Source organism: Thalassospira sp. B30-1 (genome assembly GCF_015767575.1).
Classification (GTDB): domain Bacteria; phylum Pseudomonadota; class Alphaproteobacteria; order Rhodospirillales; family Thalassospiraceae; genus Thalassospira; species Thalassospira xiamenensis.
Window position 1 is genome coordinate 2284306 of sequence record NZ_CP065232.1, and the last position, 25026, is coordinate 2309331.

The following is a 25026-nucleotide window of genomic DNA, read 5'->3' on the forward strand; positions in this document are numbered from 1 at the left end:
GGATCACTCCGGGGCGCGGTGCTCTGCCAACTTAAAGAATTTCGACGGATTACGAAAGAGTATCGGGATCAAGTTCGACCAGATGCCCGTCACGCAGGGTCACAACCCGGTCCATCTGCCGCGCCAGTTCCGGGTTATGGGTCGCAATCAGCGACGCCAGACCGGTTTCCCGCACCAGTGTCATCAACATCCCGAACACCGTTTCCGCCGTATGCGGATCAAGGTTGCCGGTCGGCTCGTCGGCAAACAGCACATCGGGCACATTGGCAAGCGCACGCGCAATCGCCACCCGCTGCTGTTCCCCGCCCGAAAGCCGTGCCGGGCGATGTTCTGCCCGTTTCTCCAGCCCAAGACAGCGCAGCAGTTCAAGCCCGCGTTCGGTCGCATCCGCCCGTTTCAGGCCATTGATCATCTGCGGAATGACGACATTTTCAATCGCCGAAAATTCCGGCAGCAGATGATGATACTGATACACGAACCCGATATGCTTGCGGCGCATTTCGGTGCGCGCCAGATCGGAAAGATCCGTGCTGCGTTTTCCGCCAATCGAAACCATGCCGCCATCGGGCTTTTCAAGCAGCCCCGCAATCTGAAGCAGGGTTGATTTACCCGCCCCCGACGGCCCGACAAGGGCGACGATCTCGCCCTGATGGATTTCCAGATCGACGGATTTCAGGATTTCAAGCTGATCGGGGCCCTGATTGAACACCCGATCAATCTTTTCAAGCCGCAACACGACTTTCTGCGCCCGCTCCTTGGCGGTTGTCTTGATCATGTCACTCATAACGAAGGGCCTCCACCGGATCGAGGCGCGATGCACGCCATGCCGGATAAACCGTCGCCAGGAACGACAGACTAAGCGACATCACACAAACCAGCACCACTTCGCTGATATCCATGTCTGCCGGGAGCTGCGACAGGAAATAGATTTCCGCATTAAACAGATCGGTCCCCGTCAGGGTCTGGATGAACTGGCGGATATTTTCGATATTCAGGCAGAACAAAACGCCAAGGATCAGGCCGCTTAACGTGCCAAGCACCCCGATGGATGCCCCTGCCAGGAAAAAGATGCGCATCACCGATGACCGTGTCGCCCCCATGGTCCGCAGGATCGCGATATCGCGTCCCTTGTCCTTCACCAGCATCACCATGCCCGAAATGATGTTGAATGCCGCCACCAGAATAATCAGTGTCAGGATCAGGAACATCACATTACGTTCGACCTGTAATGCATTGAAAAACCCGGAATTTGACTGCTGCCAATTGACCAGCCGAAGCTGCTCTCCCGAAAGGTTCGACAACAGGTCGTTCATGCTTGATGACAGGCGTGACGGGTCTTCAAGCATCACTTCAAAATGGCTGATTTTTTCCGGCAGGCGGAAATAAATCTGTGCGGCCTGAAGCGGCATGAAGATAAAGCCGCTGTCATATTCATACATGCCGATATCAAACAGCCCGACCACCTTATAGGCCCGCACGCGCGGCACGGACCCGAACGCCGTCACGTTGCCCTTGGGCGAGATCAGATTGACATTATCCCCCACCCCGACGCCAAGTTTCATGGCAAGACGCGCGCCCATGATCACGCTATCGTCCCCCTTGAAATCATCAAGCGATCCGAAAACGATGTTATCGGCAATCGTCTTGCGCTTGGCGATGTCTTCGGCACGGACCCCGCGCACGATGGCCCCGGTTGACCGGCCGTTATTCGATGCCAGCACCTGCCCCTCGACCACCGGGGTCACAAGGGTCACATTGCCGGTTTCCGCGATCTTCTTTTCAATCGCATCATAATTGGGCAGGCCATCGGGGCTTTGCGCGTAAACCGATATATGTCCGTTCAGCCCCAGAATACGTCCAAGTAATTCGGCCCGGAACCCGTTCATGACCGACATGACGATAATCAGGGTCGCAACGCCCAGCATGATGCCAAGCAGCGAAAAGATGGCGATGACGGAAACAAAGCCCTCTTGCCGACGGGGACGTAGGTAGCGGAAAGCCACCAGACGTTCGAACGGACTGAACATGCGCAAAAGATCCTCGTGGAAGCGTGTCGGAAAGAATTCCGGAAATCAGGACGGGGCAGCCAAGACTGCCCCGTTTGCAAAGTCGTAATCAGGCGCCAATCTGGTTAAGTGCCGCCTCAAGCGTGACTTCCGTCCGCTCGCCCGATTTGCGGTTTTTAAGCTCGACCACACCGGCCTTGATGCCTTTCGGGCCAATCACGATCTGCCACGGCAGACCGATCAGGTCCATATCGGCAAACTTGCCGCCCGCGCGAATGTCGCGGTCATCATAAAGCACTTCGATACCGGCATTATGCAGCTTGGCGTAAACATCTTCGCACGCCGCATCGCATTCATCATCCCCGGTCCGAAGGTTGATCAGGCCAACCTTGTAGGGTGCAACCGATTCCGGCCAGATGATGCCGTTTTCGTCGTGCGATGCCTCGATCAGCGCACCAACAAGGCGCGAAACGCCGATGCCGTAGGACCCCATCTGTACCGGTACTTCCTTGCCATCCGGGCCAAGCACGGTCGCACCCATCGGTTCGGAATATTTGGTCCCGAAATGGAAGATATGGCCAACTTCGATCCCGCGCGTCGCGATCATGTCGTCACCGGAAATCGGGCTGTTGGCCGGATCATGCTTGTCTTCGGTCGCGGCATAATCTTCAAGCGTCGTCTGGACCCAGTTTTCAAGCCCGGTACGATCATTCAGATCAACACCCTTGCCCGTCAGGTCCTTGTCCAGCCACTTCTTGTCGCAGAACACTTCGCTTTCGCCGGTTTCCGCCAGAATGATGAATTCATGGCTAAGGTCGCCGCCAATCGGGCCGGTATCGGCCACCATCGGGATCGCCTTGACGCCAAGTCGTGCAAAGGTCCGGCAATAAGCCAGGAAAATCTTGTTATAGGCGTGCCGCGAACTTTCGTAATCGATATCGAACGAATAGGCATCCTTCATCAGGAATTCGCGCCCCCGCATCACGCCAAAGCGCGGGCGGATCTCGTCGCGGAATTTCCACTGAATGTGATAGAGCATCTGCGGAAGCTGCTTATAGGACCGGACATCCTTGCGGAAGATATCGGTGATCGCTTCCTCGTTGGTCGGCCCGAACAGCATGTTGCGATCATGACGGTCGGTAATGCGCAGCATCTCAAGGCCGTAATCCTCATACCGTCCGCTTTCCTGCCAAAGCTCGGCTGGCTGGATGGTCGGCATCAGCAATTCGTTAAAGCCAATCGCGTCCTGCTCTTCGCGCACGATCTGTTCGATCTTTTTAAGCACGCGATAGCCAAGCGGCAGCCAGGAATAAATCCCTGCCGAAAGCTGGCGCACCATACCGGCACGCAGCATCAGTCGATGGGAAGCGATCTGTGCTTCTGCCGGCGTTTCCTTGAGGGTTGGCAGAAAGAACTGGGAAAGACGCATCAATGCCTCGTGATGATCAAAGCTGAAAAATATCAGGTATACAAAAGACCTTGCCCGGAAAATGCGACAGCACAGCCCGAAACGCAAGCCGGAACTTGCTTTATATCGGCAACGGGTGATCTAACTGCCAATCGTGGCAGGTTTGCGAAGACACACGGGCTTTTTCAGGTACAACCTTAACGGAACCCTGCCGCCCGGCACGCCGCGGCCAATTCATCCTGCCCCGCCTCGTTGCCAAGCGGGATATCATTGAAATACACCCGCCCGTTGCGGTAGGTGATCCTGCCGATATTGGACTCGCCGCTGATCCCGTCCGGCACGGAAATACCGGCATATTCAAAGAAATCAATCGTCACCGGAAATTCGATTTCCTTGGGCAGCGCATCCAGGATCGGGCTGCCGCCATCCAGATCGGCCGGGGCGACCTTGCGCCCATAAACATCCACACCGGGCTTATAGGCCACATCGTCATCGGGCACATGGCTGACCAGTTGCTGACAGGCCGACCGCGTGACCGTGATGGTTGGCTTTGCCTTCTCAGCATCCGCAGCACCTGCCCCATCCGGCGCGGCATTTTCCCCTGCCTTCGGCCCCGGCAAGGGGGAGTCGCTTTGTGCCCAAACGCCCCCCGCACCGGTCATGATCACGCCAGCAACAAGCATCGAAAGCATGAGATTCACAGGATAATTCCCGATTTTCATAGGGCGGGTCATTACAAAACTCTTCATATCGCCGGTCCATCCTATTTATGTGCGGTGCAGCATCGATTCATCTGTGAATTTTGGTCAAAACATCTTGCACAAAAGTGAAATATGTGGCTTTTTGATCCTCCGCTAACGGCGCAAGATCGTTGCGGAAGACGTATCGCAGCCGCTCATAAAATTGCGGGAGGCTTTGTTGCCAATAAGCATACAAGAAGCAGGCGCGACGTCGAAATAAAACCTGTGCCAAGTGCCCAGGTCTTAGGAGGAAGCAAAAAAAGATTACGGGAAAACAGCTATAAAAATAGCATCTTAGCAAGATCCTTGTGATCTTGCTTTTTTTTTGGCTTTTCCCGATTGATGCCTTTTCCGCCCCCCCTTCCCCGATATTTTGTGCAGTCCGGCCAAACAAAAACCCCGCAACAAAAATGTGCGGGGTTTGTTTCTGAATGCCGTCGCCCGATCATTGCGGCGGGCGGACTTCGATCATGCCACTGGTAATCACGAAATACGCCACCAGCCACAAAATCGCCGAGATCAGGCTGGTTGCCAGAACCTTCTTCCACATATGCGGCTTTTGCGGCGCGCCACTATCATGGCCGGGCTGAACATTCTCTTCGCGCTTCACGCCGAACGGCAACACCATGAACAGCACCAGCCACCAGATCACGATGTAAACAAGGATCGCGGAAAACCAGTTCATGCTGCACTCTTTTCTTGGTTGCGGGAAGAAGGGCCGATACGGCGGGAAAGAAACTTAAACCTGTTCAAGCTCAACAAGCGTCCCGTTAAAATCCTTGGGATGCAGGAACAGAACCGGCTTGCCATGCGCCCCGATCTTCGGCTCCCCCGTGCCCAGCACGCGCGCACCGTTTTTCAGAAGCTGATCACGCGCCGCCAGAATATCCTCAACCTCATAGCAGACATGATGAATGCCGCCCGATGTGTTTTTATCAAGGAACCCCTGTATCGGCGATCCCTCACCCAGCGGATAGAGCAATTCGATCTTGGTGTTGGGCAGTTCGACAAAAACCACAGTCACCCCATGATCTGGTTCGTCCTGCGGGTCGGAAACCTTCGCCCCCAGTACATCACGATAAAGCCGGATACCTTCCGCAAGGTCCGGCACCGCAATCGCCACATGGTTCAGCCGTCCAATCATGTTCTACTCCTGCAATGTGATCTGCCCGATCACCGACAATCTAGGATGCACATCACGACAAAGACAACCGCCCATTTGGTCGCATGCCGCCTTCCCAAACTGCCTAGCCCTGCTCGTTCACCCGCACAAGATGCACCTCGATCATTGGCCGCTTGCCAAGCCGCTGACGCACCGGACGACGCAGGGATTGCCGGATCGCAAGGATCACCGCCGCATCGTCAAGCACCTCGTCATCATTCAACTGATCAACCCGGTTGCCGATCTCGGCTGCAAAATGATCAAGGCGGACATCATCGCCGACCTCGTCAAACAGGCTCGGTGCCGTAATCATCGGCTCGCCGACCATCTCGCCAAACTGGTTCAGCACCACGGTCACAAACATCACACCGTTCCACACAATGCGATTACGGTTGCGGATGGTTTCGGAATCCCGTTTCAGCAACCGCCCGCCATCAAGGCAAAGCACGCCGCTTTCGGCAACGCCAATCACGTGCGCACTGCCCGGCGACAGGCGAATGACCGTCCCGTCATGCGGGATCACCTGCTCAGGGATCTGGCATTCCGCGCCAAGGGCCGCCTGTTCACACAGATGGCGGGTTTCGCCGTGCACCGGCACAAGGATTTTCGGACGTGTCAACTGATACATCCGCGCCAGATCCTGCCTGCCCGGATGGCCCGAAACATGGATCGGCTCATCACGCGCGGTAATCACGCGGATACCGCGCCTGATCAAAAGGTTCTGGATATAACCGATGGATTTTTCATTGCCCGGAATTTCGCGCGCCGAAAACACCACCGTATCGCCCGGATCAAGCTGCACGGTCGGATGATCGCCCTTGGCAATACGCGACATTGCCGCACGCGGTTCGCCCTGCGACCCTGTACAGATCAGCAATACCTGATCCTTGGGGACCTCCATCGCGTCTTCATCGGTCAGAAGGTTCGGATAGGATGTCAGATAGCCAACCGCTCGTGCGGCTTCGGTCACACGGTTCAATGACCGCCCGGCCAACCCGACACAGCGGTTGTTTTCATGTGCCGCTTCAACAATCGACTGCAACCGCGCAACGTTGGTCGCAAAGCACGCAACCGCAATCCGGCCCTGCGGCGTTTCGGCAAACAGTTTTGACAGGTTCTTGGCTACATCGCCTTCCGATCCGGCTTTGCCTTCGGAAAAGACGTTGGTGGAATCACAAATCAGCGCCATGACCCCTTCATCGCCCAGCGCCTCAAGCTTCTTGACGTCGGATGCCTCGCCAATCTGTGGCTCGGGGTCAAATTTCCAGTCGCCGGTATGCACCACAAGCCCCTTGGGGGTGCGGATCGCAAGCGCGTTGGGTTCAAGGATCGAATGGGTCATGGTGACGAATTCGATGTCAAACGGCCCCTTTTTGAACCGCCCGCCAAGCTCGATCACATGGATCGGCACCTGATCGGCAAAATCGGTTTCCGCCAGTTTGGCCTTCAGGAACTCGGCGGCAAACGGGGTGGCATAGATCGGGCATTTCAACCGTGGCCAAAGATACGGCACCGCGCCAAGGTGATCCTCATGCGCATGGGTCAGTACAAGGCCAAGAAGTTTGTCTTTGCGTTCCTCGATAAAGGTCGGATCGGGCATGACAACATCGACACCGGGCAGACCTTCCTCGCCAAAGGAAACGCCCATATCGACCATCAGCCACTGATCGTCATATCCGTACAAATTGAGGTTCATGCCAATTTCGCCAGATCCCCCCAGCGGCACAAACAGCAATTCGTCTTTCGGCAAATACAAATCCACGGATGATCACCCTTGTCTTTCAGCGGTGAGAAACACGATCACGGGGCGCACCCGCGTCACTTCACAGTCAATGTCGGTTAACAGTCTAGTTCGATTTTTCGCTGTTGCGGCGATAAATCATCAAAAGCCCCAGCATGGTCAGATCGCCATGCAGATGTTCGATCTCGTCAACCGCCTTGGTAAATAACGGTGCCAGACCACCGGTCGCGACAACTTTCATGTTATCAACGCCCTGCTGCATGCGAATGCGCGCCAGAAGCCCCTCGATCATCGCAACATAGCCCCAGTAAACCCCGGACTGCATCGCCTCGATCGTGTTCTTGCCAATCACATTGCGCGGGGCCTCGATGGCGACCATCGGCAACTGGGCTGCTGCCATATGCAGCGCCTTGATCGAAAGGTTAACACCTGGCGCAATCACACCGCCAAGATAATTGCCTTCTTCATCGATCACGTCAAACGTGGTCGCCGTCCCGAAATCCAGAACCACAAGCGGCCCGCCAAAAAGCTTGTGGGCTGCAACCGCATTGACAAGCCGGTCGGCCCCGACCTCGCTTGGCCGGTCCATGATGATCTTCATATCCAGATCAACCGCCGGGTCGCCCACCAGCATCGGCTCGACATTGAAATAACGTCGGCACAGGGTTTTAAGGCTGAATTCCGCCGCCGGAACCACGGTTGCGATGATTGCGCCCGTAATCGCATCTTTCGGCACATCCGACAGGGTAAACAGATGATGCAGCCACACGCCAAGTTCATCAGCCGTGCGTTCAACCGTCGTCGAACAGCGCCACTGCCCCTTGATCGTATCGCCGTCAAACACCGCGAAAACGATGTTGGTATTCCCGGCATCAATCGCCAGCAACATGATGTTTCGTCTCCCCGTTATCGTCCCGTGTTATTTATGCTTTAAAAAACACTTCGCCAGCGCCGATGCGATGTTCCATCCCGCCCGTTTCTCTTAAAACAAGCGATCCGTCGTCATCAAGCCCGACAAACATGCCCTCAAGCGTCCTTTCGGTCAGGCGCGCAATCACCGGCGCACCAATCCCGTATGCCCGCCGAAGCCAGGCGTCACGCACCGGGGCAAAACCCTGCGCTTCCCATACGGGCAACCAGTCTGCCACCCTCCCGACATAGGCCGAAATCAGTTCGCCCACCGAAACCGGCGCGCCAAGCGCTGAAAGCGACGTCGCCGGGCGTTCGGCATCATCGGGATAAAACGCAACATTCACCCCGGCTCCGATCACCAGATAATCGGTTTCCGAACCGTTATTCGATGCACTTTCCAGAAGAATACCCGAAATCTTGCGACCATTGACCATCAGGTCATTGGGCCATTTGCAATCCGGCCTGACCCGATTGCCTGTCACCAGCTCAATCGCCTCGGCCAGGGCAACCGCAATCAGGAATGTCAGTTTTGCCGCTTCAAAAAGCGGGCAATCCGGACGCAGCAAAAGGGAAGAATAAAGATTGCCAACCGGGGATGTCCATGCGCGGCCGCGCCGTCCCCTGCCCGATGTCTGTTGGCGGGCCCAAATAAGGGCGCCACTTGGGGCGCCCTTATCAGCAAGGCGTTTCGCCTCTTCATTCGTGCTGTCGATCACTTCCAGTTCATGAAGATAAAAACCTTCAGGAAGCCGGATCGTCGGCTTGGTCATCCTTACTGCCCGAGCAAGGCCGTCGCGGCAACGCCGGCACTATCCATCAACGGGTTCGGGAAGAAGACGAAAGCCAGAAGAATGACCGTCGCAACAGCCATGATCACATTCATCTCGGTGCCGTTCTTGTCGAACGCTTCGACCGGCTCGTCGAAATACATCACCTTGATGATCCGCAGATAGTAATAGGCACTGACGACCGAGGTCACCAGACCGATCACCGCCAGCGTCACAAGACCGGCATCAACCGCTGCCTTGAACACATAGAACTTGCCAAAGAACCCTGCAAGCGGCGGAATACCGGCCATCGAGAACATCAGGATCGCGGCCACCGCCGCCATCAGCGGCTTGGTCTTGGCCAGACCGGCCAGATCGGTGATTTCCTCGACCATGCGGTCATTGCGACGCATCGACAGGATCACGGCAAAGGTGCCAAGGTTCATCACAAGGTAAATCCCCAGATAAACCAGAATACCCTGCACGCCCTCTGCCGTACCGGCCGCAAGGCCAACCAGTGCGAAACCAACGTGACCGATGGATGAATAGGCCATCAGACGTTTGATATTGTCCTGGCGAAGCGCCGCGAACGAACCCCATGCCATCGACAGGATCGACACCAGAACGATGATCTGCTGCCAGTCTTCGACAACACCGGCAAACGGGCCAACCGCAACACGCACAAACAGCGCCAGACCGGCAATCTTCGGCGCAACCGCAAAGAACGCCGTAACCGGGGTCGGTGCTCCTTCATAGACGTCCGGGGTCCACATATGGAACGGAACCGCGGAAACCTTGAAGCACAGACCGGCAAACATGAAGGCCAGACCAACCAGCGTTCCGACCGAAAGGCCGCCATTGCTGATCACATCGCCCAGAACGACGAAGTTGGTCGAACCGGTAAAGCCATAGACCATCGACATGCCATACAGCAGCATACCCGATGCAATCGACCCCAGAACGAAGTATTTCAGGCCCGATTCCGTGGCGCGAACGGTGTCGCGGCGGATCGCCGCAATCACGTAAAGTGCGAGCGACTGAAGCTCAAGGCCAAGATACAGCGACAGCATGTCGGTCGCCGATACCATCGCCATCATGCCAAGTGTGGCAAGCAGGATCAGGATCGGGAATTCGAACCGCGACATGTTTTCGCGTTCGGCGTAATTCATCGCCATCACGATACCAATCGACGAACCGATCAGGATCATCACCTTGGTGAATTTGGCAAAGGCATCTGCCGTGAACTGGCCATAGAACGCCACCCCGCCGTCACCCAGAACCACCAGCACAAGGGCGATGATCTGGGCTGCAACCGCAAGCCATGAAACGGTGCGGAAAGCCTTGTCCTTGCCGGCAAACACGCCAAGCATCAGAAGGGCTAGGGCCGAAACGGCCATAAAGATTTCGGGCAATGCCGCCCCGAGGTTGAGCATAGAAACTCCCATGTTCATTCCCCTCAATTCGCCGCCAGCTGCGCAGCCTGAGCTGCGGCAGCCTGCGCCGTTTCGACCTGGTTGACGAGGTGTTCAACCGAAACATGCATGATGTCGAGGAAGGAGACCGGATAGACCCCCATCCACAGAACGATGATCACAAGCGGTGCAAAGATCAGCCATTCACGCGGGCTCATATCAAGGATCGACTTAAGGTTTTCCTTGGTAAGGGCCCCGAACACGATGCGGCGATAGAGATACAGCGCATAAGCCGCACCAAGGATCAGACCGGTTGCGGCAAAGAATGCCACCCAGGTATTGGCTTCGAACGCGCCCAGCAATGCCAGGATTTCGCCAACGAAACCACCCGTCCCCGGAAGACCGACAGACGCCATCGTAAAGAACATGAAGATAACGGCATAACCAGGCATACGGTGCACAAGACCGCCATACGCATCGATCTCGCGGGTATGCATGCGGTCATAAACCACACCAACACACAGGAACAACGCGCCCGATACCACACCATGGCTCAGCATCTGGAAGATCGAACCTTCGATACCATGCTGGTTAAAGGTGAAGGCACCAATCGTGACAATCCCCATATGGGCCACCGACGAATAGGCAATCAGCTTTTTCATGTCCTGCTGTGCCAATGCGACCAGCGACGTATAGATGATCGCCACAATCGACAGCGTAAACACCAGCGGGGCAAAGGTTTCCGACGCCAGCGGCATCATCGGCAACGAGAACCGCAGGAACCCGTAACCACCCATTTTCAGAAGCACACCGGCAAGGATCACCGAACCTGCCGTCGGTGCCTCAACGTGGGCATCGGGCAACCAGGTATGAACCGGCCACATCGGCACCTTGACGGCAAAGGATGCAAAGAACGCCAGCCACAGCCAAAGCTGCATATTATAGCTGAACCCGTGCGCCATCAGTGTCGGGATGTCGGTGGTGCCTGCTTCGAAATACATCGCAAGCAGCGCCACCAGCATCAGAACGGAACCCAGCAGCGTGTAAAGGAACAGCTTGAAGGCTGCATAAACACGACGCTGACCGCCCCAGACACCGATGATGATGAACATCGGGATCAGAACGCCTTCGAAGAACAGATAGAACAGCAGACCGTCAAGCGCGCTGAACATACCGACCATCATCGTTTCCAGGATCAGGAACGCGATCATGTATTCCTTGACACGTTTCTGGATTGCTTCCCATGCCGACAGAATGCAGATCGGCGTCAGGAAGGTCGCCAGAAGCACGAACAGCATCGAAATGCCATCCACGCCCATGTGATAGGAAATGTTCAGGCCCGGCATCCAGTCGGCTTTTTCAACGAACTGGAAATCGGCCGTGGTGCTATCGAAATTCACCCACAGCATCAACGATGCGAGGAAGGTGAAACCCGACGTCCACAAAGCAACCCATCGGGAGTTGCGGGCGACATTCGCCTCTTCCCCGCGGATCAGCAGCACGAACAGTGCGCCGATCAGCGGTAAAAAGGTGACGATCGAAAGAATTGGATAATCGCTCATCGCCCGTTAACCCATCTTCCAAATTGTGTAAGACACCAAGGCGGCAATACCGATCAGCATCGCAAACGCATAGTGATAGACGAAACCGCTCTGAAGGGCGCTGACGCGACGTGCAATGTTACGGCATGCTGCGGCGACACCGTCCGGACCGACACCGTCGATCAGCGCGCCATCGCCCGATTTCCAGAAGCCATAGCCAAGATAGAAGGCCGGCTTGACGAAAATCTTGTCGTAAAGCTCGTCGAAGTACCATTTGTTCAGCGCAAAGCGATACAGACCGTTGAAGGTATTGGCCAACTGCCGCGGCAGCGACGGAACCAGCTTGTACATCACAAGTGCGATGACAAAGCCCGATACCATGGCAACAAACGGTGCCAGTTTGACCCAGCCCGGAACATGGTGTGCATGTTCAAGAGCCTGATGACCTTCGGCCATGAAGATCGCGCCGTTCCAGAATGCCAGCATCTCTTCATAGTCACCACCACCGAACCAGTCCTTGGCGTACCAGCCGGCAAAGATCGCACCGATGGTCAGGAACAGAAGCGGCAGCGTCATGACGGCCGGGCTTTCATGGACATGGGCCATGGTCCGCTCGTCCGCACGCGGGGTGCCAAAGAAGGTCATGAAGATCAGACGCCAGCTATAGAACGACGTCATCAGTGCCGCCAGGATACCGGCCCAGAAGGCATAAGTCCCGACCGCGGTATGAGCCGCAAACGCGCTTTCGATGACAAGGTCCTTGGAATAGAAGCCCGCAAGACCGGGGAAACCGGTAATCGCAAGCGTGCCAACCATCATCACCGCAAAGGTCAGCGGAACCATCTTATAGATGCCGCCCATCTTGCGCATGTCCTGCTCGTCGGACATCGCATGGATGACCGAACCGGCACCAAGGAACAAAAGCGCCTTGAAGAAGCCGTGCGTCATCAGGTGGAACACGCCCGCCGAATAGGCCGACACGCCACACGCAAAGAACATGTAACCAAGCTGCGAACAGGTCGAATAGGCGATCACGCGCTTGATGTCGTTCTGAACGCAACCAATGGTCGCTGCAAAGAACGCAGTCGATGCGCCGACAACGGTAATGATCGCAAGCGTGGTTTCGGCATATTCAAAGATCGGCGACAGGCGCGCAACCATGAACACACCGGCCGTCACCATGGTTGCCGCGTGAATAAGGGCGGAAACCGGTGTCGGGCCTTCCATCGCATCAGGCAACCACGTATGCAGGCCAAGCTGTGCCGATTTGCCCATCGCACCGATGAACAGAAGGAAACAGGTGATCTCAAGGGCCGAGAATTCATGACCAAGGAACAAAAGCGTCGTTCCGGCAACTTCTTCGGCATTGCCAAAGATCACGTCGAACTGAACGCTATCGAACAGGACATAAACCGCAAAGATACCCAGCGCAAAGCCAAAGTCACCGACACGGTTAACGACAAACGCCTTGATCGCGGCGGCCGATGCCGACGGCTTGGAATACCAGAAACCGATCAGAAGATAGGACGCAAGCCCCACCCCTTCCCAGCCAAAGAACAGCTGGATCAGGTTGTCGGCAGTCACCAGCATCAGCATGGCAAAGGTAAACAGCGACAGATACGCCATGAAACGCGGCTTGTCGGGATCGTGCGACATGTAACCGATGGAATAGATATGCACCATCGACGATACACCGGTCACAACAATCAGCATGACACAGGTCAGCGTATCAAAACGAAGCGCCCATTCAGCCGTGAAGTTACCCGAAGAAATCCAGGTAAACAGCTGAACCGTCACCGGGTTGCCGCCAATCGCAACATCGACAAAGGCGAAAATCGAAATGATGAAGGCCGTAACGACACCGCCCACCGTAATCAGCTGGGAAATGCGATCAGACGTCGAAACACCATGATGATGGCTGCTGTCATGCTCGGCACCGGACGCGGACGACATGGCACCGGCCAGCGTAATGATGCCGGCAATCGTGGCAGCGATCAGGGGCAGGAATACAATCAGAGGATACATATCTGCCTTACCCCTTCATCATGTTGATGTCTTCAACCGCAATCGTGCCGCGGTTACGGAAATAGACCACCAGGATCGCAAGACCGATCGCTGCCTCGGCGGCGGCAACGGTCAGGACGAAGATGGTGAAGACCTGTCCGACGAGGTCGCCAAGGAACGACGAGAACGCGACAAGGTTGATATTGACTGCCAGCAGCATCAGCTCGATCGACATCATGATGATGATGACGTTCTTGCGGTTCATGAAGATGCCAAAGATCCCGAGTGTGAAAAGGATCGCCGCGACGGTCAAATAATGTGCAAGACCGATTTCCATCAGATCCCCCTACCGACCGGAACTTTTTTGACTTCAAGCGTGTCAGCGCGATCGCGTTTGACCTGCTCGGAGATTTTCTGACGGCGGACACCCTCGCGGGTACGCAGCGTCAGGACAATTGCGCCAATCATCGCAACAAGCAGCACCAGACCAGCAGCCTGGAAGATGTATGCGTAATCGGTGTAGATCAGTTGGCCAAGCGCCTCGACATTGGTCAGTCCGGCGGGCGTCGGATGCGCCAGAACGGCGATCTTGTCATCTGACAAAGCCCAGCCCGCGCCGACAAAGGCCAGTTCCACAAACAGCACCAGCGCGATCAGAACCCCGATCGGCAGATAGTTGAGGAAACCTTCGCGCATCTCGACAAAGTTGATGTCGAGCATCATGACGACGAACAGGAACAGAACCGCGACCGCGCCGACATAGACGACGACGAGCAGCATGGCGAGAAACTCAGCACCCAGCAGGACGAAAAGCCCGGCTGCGTTAAAAAATGTCAAAATCAGCAGCAGTACCGAATGCACCGGGTTGCGAACGGTCACAACCGCAGTCGCGGACAGAACCGCGACAGTAGCAAACAGGTAAAAAGCCAAAGCCTGTACGACCATAAGGTACCCCCTTGGCGAGCCGCCCTGCCCCAACAGCAGAAAGCGGCCCATGAACTCTCTTTATACGATCAGACGCGACACTTACCGATAAGGTGCGTCTGCCTCCAATCGTGCAGCAAGCTCGGCTTCCCAACGCTCGCCATTTGCCAGAAGCTTATCCTTGTCATAGAGAAGCTCCTCGCGGTTTTCGGTTGCGAACTCGAAGTTCGGACCTTCAACGATTGCATCCACCGGACAGGCTTCCTCGCAGAAACCGCAATAGATGCATTTCGTCATATCGATATCGTAGCGCGTCGTACGCCGCGAACCGTCGTCGCGCGGCTCAACCTCGATGGTGATGGCCTGCGCGGGACAGATCGCCTCGCAAAGTTTGCACGCAATGCAACGCTCTTCCCCGTTGGGATAACGGCGCAGCGCATGTTCGCCACGGAAACGCGGGCTCAGCGGACCCTTTTCATACGGATAGTTCAGCGTCACCTTGGGCTTGAACATGTATTTCAGGGTGAGCGCCATACCGGAAACGAGTTCCACCAGCAGGAAGCTCCGGGCCGTCCGATCAATAAATGACATCGTTTACCTCTCTCTCTCCGATGCGCGGCGATCAGGCCGGGACCTTGTCAAAAGCAACCAGGAACGTGGCGACCAGCATGACCCAGGCAAATGACAGCGGCAGGAAGACTTTCCAACCCAGACGCATCAGCTGGTCATAGCGGTAACGCGGGAATGTCGCACGCACCCAGAGGAAAATGAACAGAACGAAGCAGATCTTCAGAATGAACCAGATCGCGCCAGGGATGAATTCCAGCACCGGCAGCGGCGCGGTCCAGCCGCCCAGGAACAGAACGGCGCAAAGACCGCTCATCAGGATCATGTTCGCGTATTCACCCAGGAAGAACAGCGCAAAGGTCATTGCCGAATAATCGACGTTATAACCCGACACCAGTTCGGCTTCCGCTTCCGGAAGGTCAAACGGCGCACGGTTCGTTTCGGCCAGGATCGACACGATGAAGACCACAAACATCGGCAGGTGATAGATGAAGTTCCATTCCCAGATGCCGCCAACCTGACCGCGAACGATATCGCTAAGGTTAAGCGACCCGGTGGTCAGCAGAACCGAAATGATGATCAGGCCAATCGAAATCTCGTAGGACACCATCTGTGCGCCGGAACGCAGCGCACCAAGGAAGGCGTATTTCGAGTTCGACGCCCAACCGGCCATCACGATACCGTAAACACCCAGCGATGAAATCGCGAACAGGTACAGAATGCCGACATTCAGATCGGCCAGAACCATGCCCTCGTCGAACGGGATAACCGCCCAGGCAATGATCGCCAGAATGAAGGTCAGCATCGGGGCAATGATAAACACGCCCTTGTTGGCACTGGTCGGAACAATCGTTTCTTTCAGAAACAGTTTCAGACCATCGGCCAGCGGTTGCAGAAGACCAAACGGCCCCACAACGTTCGGGCCTTTGCGCAACTGCATCGCACCGATGACCTTGCGCTCGGCATAGGTCAGATAGGCGACAGCAACCAGCAGCGGGACAACAATCGCCAAAATCTTGGCGACGATCCAGACCAGCGGTTCAATATATCCGTCCCAAAGAAGTTCCATCGGTCAAACCGTATCTTTTGCGTTTCGTCCCTGAATTGGGACACCCCCTTGCGGGACGGGCGACGATGTCATCGCCGCCCCCAAACTCAGGCAACCTTCTCGGCAGCCGCATCCTTGACAAAGGCCTCTGTACATTTGGCCATCGTCACCGATGCACGGCTGATCGGGTCGGTCATATAGAAATTGCGAACCGGCGAGGTAAAGCCATCAGACTTCATATCGCCTGCCTTGCCGAAATCGGTCCACTCTGCCTTGGTGACAGCATTCAGCGAGGCGAAAGTCGCGCTGAGTTCAACCATGCGCGAACGCACGGCATCAATGTTGTCATACGGCAGGGCCTGACCAAGTGCGCCTGAAAGCGCACGGACAATCGCCCAGTCTTCCTTGGCCTCGCCAACCGGGAAAACAGCGCGCCAGCCCTGCTGGGCGCGGCCTTCGGTATTGACGTAGGTACCGTTCTTTTCGGTATAGGCAGCACCGGGCAGGATCACGTCGGCAGCCTGCGCACCGGCATCGCCCATCGCCCCCTGATAGACCACAAAGGCCTTCTCAAGTTTCGACATGTCGATTTCATCGGCACCCAGAAGGTAAACAACCTCGACATCGCCTTTTGCCGCGGCATCAAGGATGTCATTGGTCGCAAGACCGCCCTCGCCCGGGACAAAGCCCAGATCAAGGCCACCGACGCGCGATGCGGCGGTGTGCAGAACGTTGAAACCGTTCCAGTCGCCAGAAACCATGCCGTATTTTTCGGCAATCGCCCGGACGGTCGCCAGAACCGCATCGCTGTCCTCACGGTTAAGCGCGCCCATGCCAACGATGATCATCGGCTTTTCGGCGGCTTTCAGCACCTTGGCGAAATCGCTTTTGCCATCCAGCACCGCCGAAAGCGTTTCTGCACCGGCGCCAAGATAGTCGTGCTTATAGGTCGGGTCCCAGCTTTCGCCAATGATGCCAACTTTGAAATCACCGGCCGTCGCACGCCAGCGCTTGCGCAGACGCGAATTGATGATCGGCGCTTCGGCACGGATATTCGCACCAACGATCAGGCAGGCGTCGGCATCATCAATGCCCGAAATCGTGGTGTTAAAGATATAGGACGCACGCGGACCGCCAATTTTCGATCCGTCCTGACGGCAATCAAGGTTCGGCGACCCAAGGGTCCCCATCAGATCCTTTAACGCAGTCATCGATTCACAATCGACCGTATCACCGGCGATTGCGGCAATCTTCTTGCCATCAAGCCCGGAAACCTTTGCCTTGATCGCGGCAAACGCCTCGTCCCAGCTGGCGGCTTTGAGCTTGCCATCAACACGCACATACGGACGATCCAGACGCTGGCGTTTCAGACCGTCAATCGCATAACGGGTTTTGTCCGATATCCATTCTTCGTTCACATCGTCATTGGTACGCGGCAGAACGCGCATGACTTCGGCACTGCGGGAATCGATACGGATGTTCGATCCGACCGCATCCATCACGTCGATGCTGTCGGTTTTTTTCAATTCCCACGGACGCGCGGTAAACGCATAGGGTTTGGATGTCAGTGCACCAACCGGGCAAAGATCGACCAGGTTCCCCGAAAGTTCGGAATTGATCGATGCTTCGATATACGGCCCGACCTCGGTATCCTCGCCGCGGTAAACCGCACCCATGGTGCCGACACCGGCGACTTCCTCGGAAAAACGGACGCAACGGGTGCAATGAATGCAACGGGTCATGATCGTTTTGACAATCGGACCCAGTTCCTTGTCCTTCACCGCACGCTTTTTCTCGGCATAGCGCGACGCGTCAAAACCATAGGCCATCGCCTGATCCTGAAGGTCACATTCACCGCCCTGGTCACAGATCGGGCAATCCAGCGGATGGTTGATCAGCAGGAATTCCATCACGCCATTGCGGGCTTTCTTGACCAGATCGGAATCCGTCTTGATCACCATTCCATCTGCCGCAGGCATGGCACAGGACGCGACCGGCTTGGGTGCGCGCTCCATTTCAACCAGACACATACGGCAGTTGCCGGCGATTGACAGGCGCTCGTGATAGCAGAAACGCGGAATCTCCTTCCCGGCCTCTTCACAGGCCTGAAGGACTGTCGCCCCGGCTTCTACTTCAACTTCTATACCGTCAACTGTCAGTTTCGGCATGTCTCAATCCCTCTCAACAGGCCCCTCTCAGGCCGCGATCCGTGCGCGATATTCCTTGATCCGCCGTTCCATTTCGGGACGGAAGCGACGGATCAGACCCTGGATCGGCCATGCAGCTGCATCGCCAAGCGCACAAATGGTGTGGCCTTCGACCTGTTTGGTCACATCCCACAACAGATCAATTTCATCAAGCGTGGCCTGTCCCCGGACCATGCGCGCCATGATGCGCGCCATCCAGCCCGTGCCTTCACGGCACGGCGTACACTGGCCACAGCTTTCATGCTGATAGAATTCCGACAGACGCGCGATGGCGTAAACGATGTCGGTGGACTTATCCATCACAATCACCGCTGCCGTACCAAGGCCCGATCCCACTTCACGCAGGGCATCGAAATCCATCAGCACATCGTCGCAAATGTCTTTGGTCATCAGCGGAACGGACGAACCGCCCGGAATGACCGCCAAAAGATTGTCCCAGCCGCCACGAACACCGCCGCAATGTTTTTCGATCAGCTCACGCAGCGGGATGCTCATGGCTTCTTCGACCGTGCACGGCTTTTCGACGTGACCGGAAATCGCAAACAGCTTGGTGCCGTGGTTGTTTTCACGGCCAAAGCTGGTGAACCATGAACCGCCACGGCGCAGGATTTCCGGCACCACGGCAATCGATTCGACATTGTTCACCGTCGTCGGGCAGCCATACAGACCGGCATTGGCCGGGAATGGCGGCTTCAGACGCGGCTGGCCTTTCTTGCCCTCAAGGCTTTCGATCAGCGCGGTTTCCTCGCCACAGATATACGCCCCTGCACCAAGATGCAGATAAAGGTCGTAATCCCAGCCGGAACCGCAGGCATTCTTGCCAAGCAGACCGGCTTCATAGGCTTCGTCGATTGCACGCTGAAGGTTCGATGCCTCGTGATAGAATTCCCCACGAATATAGATATATCCGGCATGGGCATTCATCGCGAAGCTGGCCAGAAGGCAGCCTTCAATCAGAGTGTGCGGATCATTGCGCATGATCTCGCGGTCTTTGCAGGTGCCAGGCTCGCCCTCGTCGGCATTGACCACAAGATAGCTCGGGCGACCATCAGATTCCTTGGGCATGAACGACCATTTCAGGCCGGTCGGGAAGCCTGCGCCCCCGCGACCACGCAGACCGGATGCCTTCATCTCGTTGATGATCCAGTCGCGCCCTTTTTCAATCAGGGCCTTGGTGCCGTCCCAGTTGCCACGTGCCTGTGCCGCCTTAAGACCGAAGTCCTGAAAACCGTACAGGTTGGTAAAGATACGATCCTTATCCTGCAACATCTCAGGCCTCCCCTTCGCTTGCATCAGCAGACTGATCGGCAGCGCCGCAGCCACAGAATGCCTTCAGAACCTTGGGTCCACCAATCGGCTCGCAGCCGCGACGACCGATCTGCGGACCGGCTTTCGGCTTTTCACCCTTTTTCAGGGCATCAAGGATCGACTTGGTGCTATCGGCAGTCAGGTCTTCGTAATAATCGTCGTTAATCTGCATCATCGGTGCGTTAACGCACGCGCCAAGGCATTCAACCTCGATCAGGGTAAACTGGCCGTCTTCGGTGGTTTCACCGATTCCGATGCCCAGTTCCTTCTTGCAGGTATCGACAACATCGGCCGAACCGCGCAACCAGCACGGCGTCGTGGTGCATACCTGGATGAAATTCTTGCCCACCGGGGCAAGGTTATACATCGTATAGAAGGTCGCCACCTCATAGACGCGAATGGCCGGCATTTCGAGCATGTCGGCAATGTAATCCATTGCAACAGTCGGAACCCAGTTCCCCTCGGTCTGACGCTGTGCCAGATCAAGCAGCGGCATGACCGCGCTCTGCTGGCGGCCTTCCGGATACTTGGCGATAATCTTTTTTGCCCGCTCCATGTTTTCCGGAGAAAACGCAAAGCTGACAGGCTGAAGCTCTCTCGGAGCTGGTCTTCTCAAATGGCTCATCGGTCAATCTCACCGAACACGATATCAAGCGACCCGATATTGGCAACGACGTCGGCCAGCATGTGGCCTTTGGACATGAAGTCGATGCCCTGAAGGTGCGGGAACCCGGGTGCGCGAATTTTGCAGCGATACGGACGGTTCGAGCCATCCGAAATGAGATACACGCCAAACTCGCCCTTCGGGGCCTCGACCGCGGCATAGCATTCGCCCACCGGAACGTGGAACCCTTCGGTAAAGAGTTTGAAGTGATGGATCAGGGCTTCCATCGAGCGTTTCATTTCTGAACGCGACGGCGGCGCCACTTTGTTATTTTCAACGATAACAGCACCATCAGGCATTTCTTTAATGGCCTGCTTCATGATCCGAAGCGACTGGTTCATTTCTTCGAAACGCACCAGGAAGCGATCATAGCAGTCGCCGTTTTTGCCGATGGGAATATCGAAATCGAAATCTTCGTACGAATCATAGGGCTGCGATTTCCGCAGATCCCACGCCATCCCCGATGCGCGGATGTTCGGCCCGGTAAAGGCCCAGTCAAGGGCCTCCTCGGGCGAAACGATCCCGATATCAACAGTACGCTGTTTGAAGATACGGTTGCCGGTCAGGATGCGGTCGAAATCCTTGACGAATTTCGGGAACTGATCGCACCAGGCATCAATATCGGCCAGCAACCCGGCCGGAAGATCGGCAGCAACGCCGCCCGGACGGAAATAGTTGGCATGAAGACGGGCACCGCACGCACGCTCATAGAATTCCATGAGCTTTTCACGTTCCTCGAAGCCCCACAGCAGCGGGGTCATCGCACCAACGTCAAGCGCAAAGGCGGTCAGGTTCAGAAGATGGTTCAGTATACGACCCATTTCCGCGTACAGGACGCGGATATACTGGGCGCGTTTCGGCACCTCGACACCCATCAGCTTCTCGATGGCCAGGCAATAGGCATGTTCCTGGTTCATCGGCGCGACATAGTCGAGACGGTCGAAATACGGCGTCGCCTGAATATAGGTTTTATATTCGATCAGCTTTTCCGTACCGCGGTGCAGAAGGCCGATATGCGGATCGGCGCGTTCGATAACCTCGCCGTCCATTTCAAGAACCAGACGCAGAACGCCGTGCGCCGCAGGGTGCTGCGGGCCGAAGTTCATGGTCATGTTTTTGATTTTCTGTTCCGACATCAGGCCTTGCCCTCCGCCTTTTCATCGCCGGGGAGAACATGCTGGATGCCTTCCCACGGGCTTTCGAAATCAAAGTTACGGAAATCCTGAACCAGTTTTACCGGTTCGTAGACAACGCGCTTCTGCTCGTCGTCATAGCGAACCTCGACATAACCGGTCAGCGGGAAATCCTTGCGAAGCGGATGACCTTCGAAACCGTAATCCGTCAGGATACGGCGCGGGTCCGGGTGATTATCAAAGAAGATGCCGAACAGATCCCACGTTTCGCGCTCGAACCAGTTGGCGGCGCTGTAAACGGAAACGGCACTTGGCACCGGGGTTTCTTCGTCGGTGCTGACCTTGACGCGCACACGCAGGTTATGCTTGAGCGACAGCAGGTGATACACGACGTCGAAACGCTGGGCGCGTTCGGGATAATCAACCCCGCAAATGTCAACAAGCTGCTTGAACAGACAGCCCGCATCATCGCGAAGGAATGTCAGAACTTTAAGAATAGCATCGCGTTTGACCGCGATGGTCAGTTCGCCATAACGGTACTGGGTTTCCAGAACCTTGTCGGCAAACTGGGACACCACTAGATCTTTAAGATCTTTCAGCGCGGCGCTGTTATCGCTGAGCACTTCGCTCATGCAAGCCCCCTATAAGGATCAGCGTGTCAGGACACCGGTACGGCGGATTTTCTTTTGCAACTGCATCACGCCGTAAATCAGCGCTTCGGCTGTCGGCGGGCACCCGGGAACATATACGTCCACCGGCACAACGCGATCACAACCGCGCACCACCGAATAGGAATAGTGATAATACCCACCACCATTCGCGCACGAACCCATCGAAATCACCCAGCGCGGCTCGGCCATCTGGTCGTAAACCTTGCGCAATGCGGGGGCCATTTTGTTGGTCAGCGTCCCGGCAACGATCATCACGTCGGACTGACGCGGGCTCGGACGGAACACAAGACCATAACGGTCAAGGTCGTAACGCGATGCGGCGGCATGCATCATTTCCACAGCACAGCAGGCCAGACCGAACGTCATCGGCCACAGCGAACCGGTGCTCGCCCAGCTTGCCAGCTTGTCGAGATTGGCAAGGACAAAGCCCTTGTCATTCATCTCGTCGAACACGCCTTTAAGCAGGGTATCCTGATCCTGACCGGGTGCCAGGGGTGCGCCTGTATTGGTGCTCACTCCCATTCCAAAGCTCCCTTCTTCCATTCATAGACAAATCCGACCGTCAGCACAGCCAGGAAAATCACCATAGAAAAGAAACCGAAGGTGCCGATGTCACCAAGGGTCACAGCCCACGGGAACAGGAACGCAACTTCGAGATCGAAAATGATGAACAAGATGGCGACCAGATAGAACCTGACGTCAAACTTGATGCGCGCGTCCTCAAACGGCGCAAATCCGCATTCGTATGCGGACAGCTTTTCAACATCAGGAGCCTGCTTGGCCAGAACCAGCGACGCGATGACGATAACCGCCGAGAGACCGACGGCGATCCCGATGAAAATCAGGATCGGAAGATATTCCGAAAGAAGCTCTTGCATCTCTCTGACCTCTCAAGAACAGGCCTCTTTTGACCCGACCAGGTCCCCACCCGGCCTATACCGGCGCACCATAACGTATGCACCGCACAAGTTCCAGCCCCGTAAGCGGTTTTAACACCGCCTAAGGCCGGAAACTTCCTAATCTTTTTGCCATTCCCTGCTCTCCGATATCGGACCGCGCAACGCCATGATCAAGTCCCTTTCCTGCAAAGCAACATCGGCTGCGCAGGAAAAAGCGATCGCGGAAAGGACGAAACGCCCGACGAAAGACAACAGATAGGTGATCATGGCGGGAGCGACGGGACTTGAACCCGCGGCCTCCGGCGTGACAGGCCGGCGCTCTAACCAACTGAGCTACGCCCCCAAATGACCAGCTATTGGCGCGCCTTTGTTAGACCAGCACCTATGCCAAGTCAAGCTGATACCAGCGTTTTCAACCATCTCGTCAATTGCGCCAGAGATCATCACCCTGTGAAACATGTCACAGCCCCCGGATTTTCGACAAATATCGTTTTTCCAATCACTTCCATGCATGGTTTCGCCGGTTACCTTTGCATCCTGTGCACGGGTTTTATAGAATTGTTGATAAATAGAATATATTCTTTGCCGTAGGGACAGGAGCCTGAAGACAGGCATGTTCGCGCAAGCGCACAAACCAGACGAATAAACGCAGTGACGGAGAAGACCACCAGTGGGGCGCGTTAAAGAAGAATACAGGTCGCTGGCCGGGCCGGAAAAAGCCGCGATTCTGATGTTGGCACTTGGTGAAGAACACGCCACCAAAATGTTCAGCATGATGGATGACGAGGAAATCAAAGAGATTTCCCAGACCATGTCGGGCCTTGGCACCATCAGCTCCAATATCGTTGAACGTCTGTTTGTCGAATTCGCCGATCAGCTTTCCTCGACCGGTTCGCTTGTCGGGTCGTTCGATACGACCGAACGCCTGCTGTCCAAAGTACTGCCCGAAGACCGCGTTAACGGCATCATGGAAGAGATTCGCGGCCCCGCCGGCCGCACCATGTGGGACAAGCTCAACAACGTGAACGAAGCCGTTCTCGCCAACTATCTGAAAAACGAATATCCGCAGACCGTTGGCGTGGTGCTCTCGAAACTGAAATCGTCTCACTCTGCGGCCGTTTTGTCGCTATTGCCGGAAAACTTCTCGATGGAGGTCATCATGCGTATGCTGCGCATGGAGGCCGTCCAGAAAGAGGTCCTCGACAATATCGAGAAAACCCTGCGCACAGAATTCATGTCGAACCTTGCGCGCGGCTCGCGCGGCGACAACCACGAACTGATGGCCGATATCTTCAACAGCCTGGATCGCCAAAGCCAGGATCGCTTCCTCACCGCCCTCGAGGAACGCAACCGCGACTCTGCGGAAAAGATCAAGGCGCTCATGTTCACCTTCGAAGACCTGGCCCGTCTCGACAACAACGGCGTTCAGACGCTGCTGCGTCAGGTCGAAAAAGACAAACTCGCACTGGCCCTCAAAGGCTCGACCGATGCGATGCGCGACCTGTTCTTCAAAAACATGTCCGAACGTGCCGGCAAGATGATGCGCGAAGACATGGATGCACTGGGCCCCGTCCGCCTGTCGGATGTCGAAGAATCCCAGATGATGATCGTCCAGCTCGCCAAGGAACTCGCCGCACAGGGTCAGATCGTCATCACCGAAGGGGGTGGCGAGGACGAAATGGTCTACTGACCTCCGGCATCCGGCCTGAACCGCGAGCCAGATTTCCCCCGAAACGGGACGGCAGCTTGTCGTCCCTTTTTTTGTCTTTCATTTTGCGAATTTGACAAACTACTTCCGTAATGACTTTTGCCATTTTCGGGCTTGCGGCCCCTGTTTCGGATGCCTTGAATAACGGCTGGCATCGCGCCGTGACTTTATCTTCCTCCGCTCACATGACAGTCCAATATACCG

At 56.0% G+C, this 25026-nt stretch carries 24 protein-coding genes and 1 tRNA gene; 1 reads left to right on the plus strand and 24 read right to left on the minus strand.

What is annotated here, in order from left to right:
* Positions 1-49: 49 nt before the first annotated feature.
* From IT971_RS11115 to IT971_RS11230, 24 genes are all read right to left on the minus strand, one after another.
* Complete coding sequence (locus IT971_RS11115) at positions 50-784, minus strand: ABC transporter ATP-binding protein (RefSeq protein WP_037991295.1); 735 nt, start codon at positions 782-784, stop codon at positions 50-52.
* Positions 777-2027: a lipoprotein-releasing ABC transporter permease subunit gene (locus IT971_RS11120; protein ID WP_007089427.1), complete on the minus strand. Its 1251-nt coding sequence runs from the start codon at positions 2025-2027 to the stop codon at positions 777-779. Before IT971_RS11120 ends, IT971_RS11115 begins: the two co-directional genes overlap by 8 nt.
* An 88-nt stretch (positions 2028-2115) precedes the next feature.
* Entirely contained in the window at positions 2116-3435 is a 1320-nt protein-coding gene (gene proS, locus IT971_RS11125; protein WP_007089426.1) for a proline--tRNA ligase, read from the minus strand.
* A gap of 176 nt (positions 3436-3611) precedes the next feature.
* Entirely contained in the window at positions 3612-4106 is a 495-nt protein-coding gene (locus IT971_RS11130; RefSeq protein WP_223305244.1) for a hypothetical protein, read from the minus strand.
* Positions 4107-4599: 493 nt separating this feature from the next.
* A complete protein-coding gene (locus IT971_RS11135) occupies positions 4600-4839 on the minus strand; it encodes a DUF1467 family protein (protein WP_007089424.1) in 240 nt (79 codons plus the stop codon).
* A gap of 54 nt (positions 4840-4893) precedes the next feature.
* A complete protein-coding gene (gene mce, locus IT971_RS11140) occupies positions 4894-5298 on the minus strand; it encodes a methylmalonyl-CoA epimerase (protein WP_037991302.1) in 405 nt (134 codons plus the stop codon).
* A gap of 103 nt (positions 5299-5401) precedes the next feature.
* Complete coding sequence (locus IT971_RS11145) at positions 5402-7078, minus strand: ribonuclease J (RefSeq protein ID WP_175484476.1); 1677 nt, start codon at positions 7076-7078, stop codon at positions 5402-5404.
* An 85-nt stretch (positions 7079-7163) separates the two neighbouring features.
* Entirely contained in the window at positions 7164-7946 is a 783-nt protein-coding gene (locus IT971_RS11150; RefSeq protein ID WP_063091914.1) for a type III pantothenate kinase, read from the minus strand.
* A 34-nt stretch (positions 7947-7980) separates the two neighbouring features.
* Complete coding sequence (locus tag IT971_RS11155) at positions 7981-8739, minus strand: biotin--[acetyl-CoA-carboxylase] ligase (RefSeq protein ID WP_007089420.1); 759 nt, start codon at positions 8737-8739, stop codon at positions 7981-7983.
* Positions 8740-8741: 2 nt separating this feature from the next.
* Positions 8742-10181: an NADH-quinone oxidoreductase subunit NuoN gene (nuoN, locus tag IT971_RS11160; RefSeq protein ID WP_063091913.1), complete on the minus strand. Its 1440-nt coding sequence runs from the start codon at positions 10179-10181 to the stop codon at positions 8742-8744.
* Positions 10182-10192: 11 nt separating this feature from the next.
* Positions 10193-11710: an NADH-quinone oxidoreductase subunit M gene (locus tag IT971_RS11165; protein ID WP_007089418.1), complete on the minus strand. Its 1518-nt coding sequence runs from the start codon at positions 11708-11710 to the stop codon at positions 10193-10195.
* A 6-nt stretch (positions 11711-11716) separates the two neighbouring features.
* Positions 11717-13714 carry an NADH-quinone oxidoreductase subunit L gene (gene nuoL / locus IT971_RS11170; protein ID WP_037991317.1) on the minus strand — a complete coding sequence of 666 codons (1998 nt, stop codon included), beginning with the start codon at positions 13712-13714 and terminating at the stop codon, positions 11717-11719.
* Positions 13715-13721: 7 nt separating this feature from the next.
* Positions 13722-14030, minus strand: a complete 309-nt coding sequence (nuoK, locus tag IT971_RS11175) for an NADH-quinone oxidoreductase subunit NuoK (protein WP_007089416.1) — start codon at positions 14028-14030, stop codon at positions 13722-13724.
* Entirely contained in the window at positions 14030-14638 is a 609-nt protein-coding gene (locus IT971_RS11180; protein ID WP_007089415.1) for an NADH-quinone oxidoreductase subunit J, read from the minus strand. Before IT971_RS11180 ends, nuoK begins: the two co-directional genes overlap by 1 nt.
* A gap of 81 nt (positions 14639-14719) precedes the next feature.
* Entirely contained in the window at positions 14720-15208 is a 489-nt protein-coding gene (gene nuoI / locus IT971_RS11185) for an NADH-quinone oxidoreductase subunit NuoI (RefSeq protein ID WP_007089414.1), read from the minus strand.
* A 31-nt stretch (positions 15209-15239) separates the two neighbouring features.
* A complete protein-coding gene (gene nuoH / locus IT971_RS11190; RefSeq protein ID WP_007089413.1) occupies positions 15240-16253 on the minus strand; it encodes an NADH-quinone oxidoreductase subunit NuoH in 1014 nt (337 codons plus the stop codon).
* A gap of 86 nt (positions 16254-16339) precedes the next feature.
* Positions 16340-18400: an NADH-quinone oxidoreductase subunit NuoG gene (nuoG, locus tag IT971_RS11195; protein ID WP_063091912.1), complete on the minus strand. Its 2061-nt coding sequence runs from the start codon at positions 18398-18400 to the stop codon at positions 16340-16342.
* A 27-nt stretch (positions 18401-18427) separates the two neighbouring features.
* On the minus strand, positions 18428-19708 hold the full coding sequence (gene nuoF, locus IT971_RS11200; protein WP_007089411.1) for an NADH-quinone oxidoreductase subunit NuoF: 1281 nt from the start codon (positions 19706-19708) through the stop codon (positions 18428-18430).
* Between the two features lies 1 nt (position 19709).
* Positions 19710-20372, minus strand: a complete 663-nt coding sequence (gene nuoE / locus IT971_RS11205; RefSeq protein ID WP_051682327.1) for an NADH-quinone oxidoreductase subunit NuoE — start codon at positions 20370-20372, stop codon at positions 19710-19712.
* On the minus strand, positions 20369-21547 hold the full coding sequence (locus IT971_RS11210; protein ID WP_063091911.1) for an NADH-quinone oxidoreductase subunit D: 1179 nt from the start codon (positions 21545-21547) through the stop codon (positions 20369-20371). Before IT971_RS11210 ends, nuoE begins: the two co-directional genes overlap by 4 nt.
* The gene (locus IT971_RS11215; protein ID WP_007089408.1) at positions 21547-22176 is read right to left on the minus strand and encodes an NADH-quinone oxidoreductase subunit C; all 630 of its coding nucleotides are present in this window, start codon (positions 22174-22176) and stop codon (positions 21547-21549) included. The genes IT971_RS11210 and IT971_RS11215 overlap by 1 nt, the downstream gene beginning before the upstream one ends.
* 18 nt (positions 22177-22194) lie before the next feature.
* Entirely contained in the window at positions 22195-22737 is a 543-nt protein-coding gene (locus IT971_RS11220; RefSeq protein WP_007089407.1) for an NADH-quinone oxidoreductase subunit B family protein, read from the minus strand.
* Positions 22728-23093, minus strand: a complete 366-nt coding sequence (locus IT971_RS11225; protein ID WP_007089406.1) for an NADH-quinone oxidoreductase subunit A — start codon at positions 23091-23093, stop codon at positions 22728-22730. Before IT971_RS11225 ends, IT971_RS11220 begins: the two co-directional genes overlap by 10 nt.
* 287 nt (positions 23094-23380) lie before the next feature.
* Positions 23381-23457 (minus strand) — tRNA-Asp (locus tag IT971_RS11230).
* Between the two features lie 327 nt (positions 23458-23784).
* Here IT971_RS11230 and fliG point away from each other — a divergent pair.
* Positions 23785-24804 (plus strand): flagellar motor switch protein FliG, encoded by a 1020-nt coding sequence (gene fliG / locus IT971_RS11235; RefSeq protein WP_063091910.1) that lies wholly within the window; start codon positions 23785-23787, stop codon positions 24802-24804.
* Positions 24805-25026: the final 222 nt, after the last annotated feature.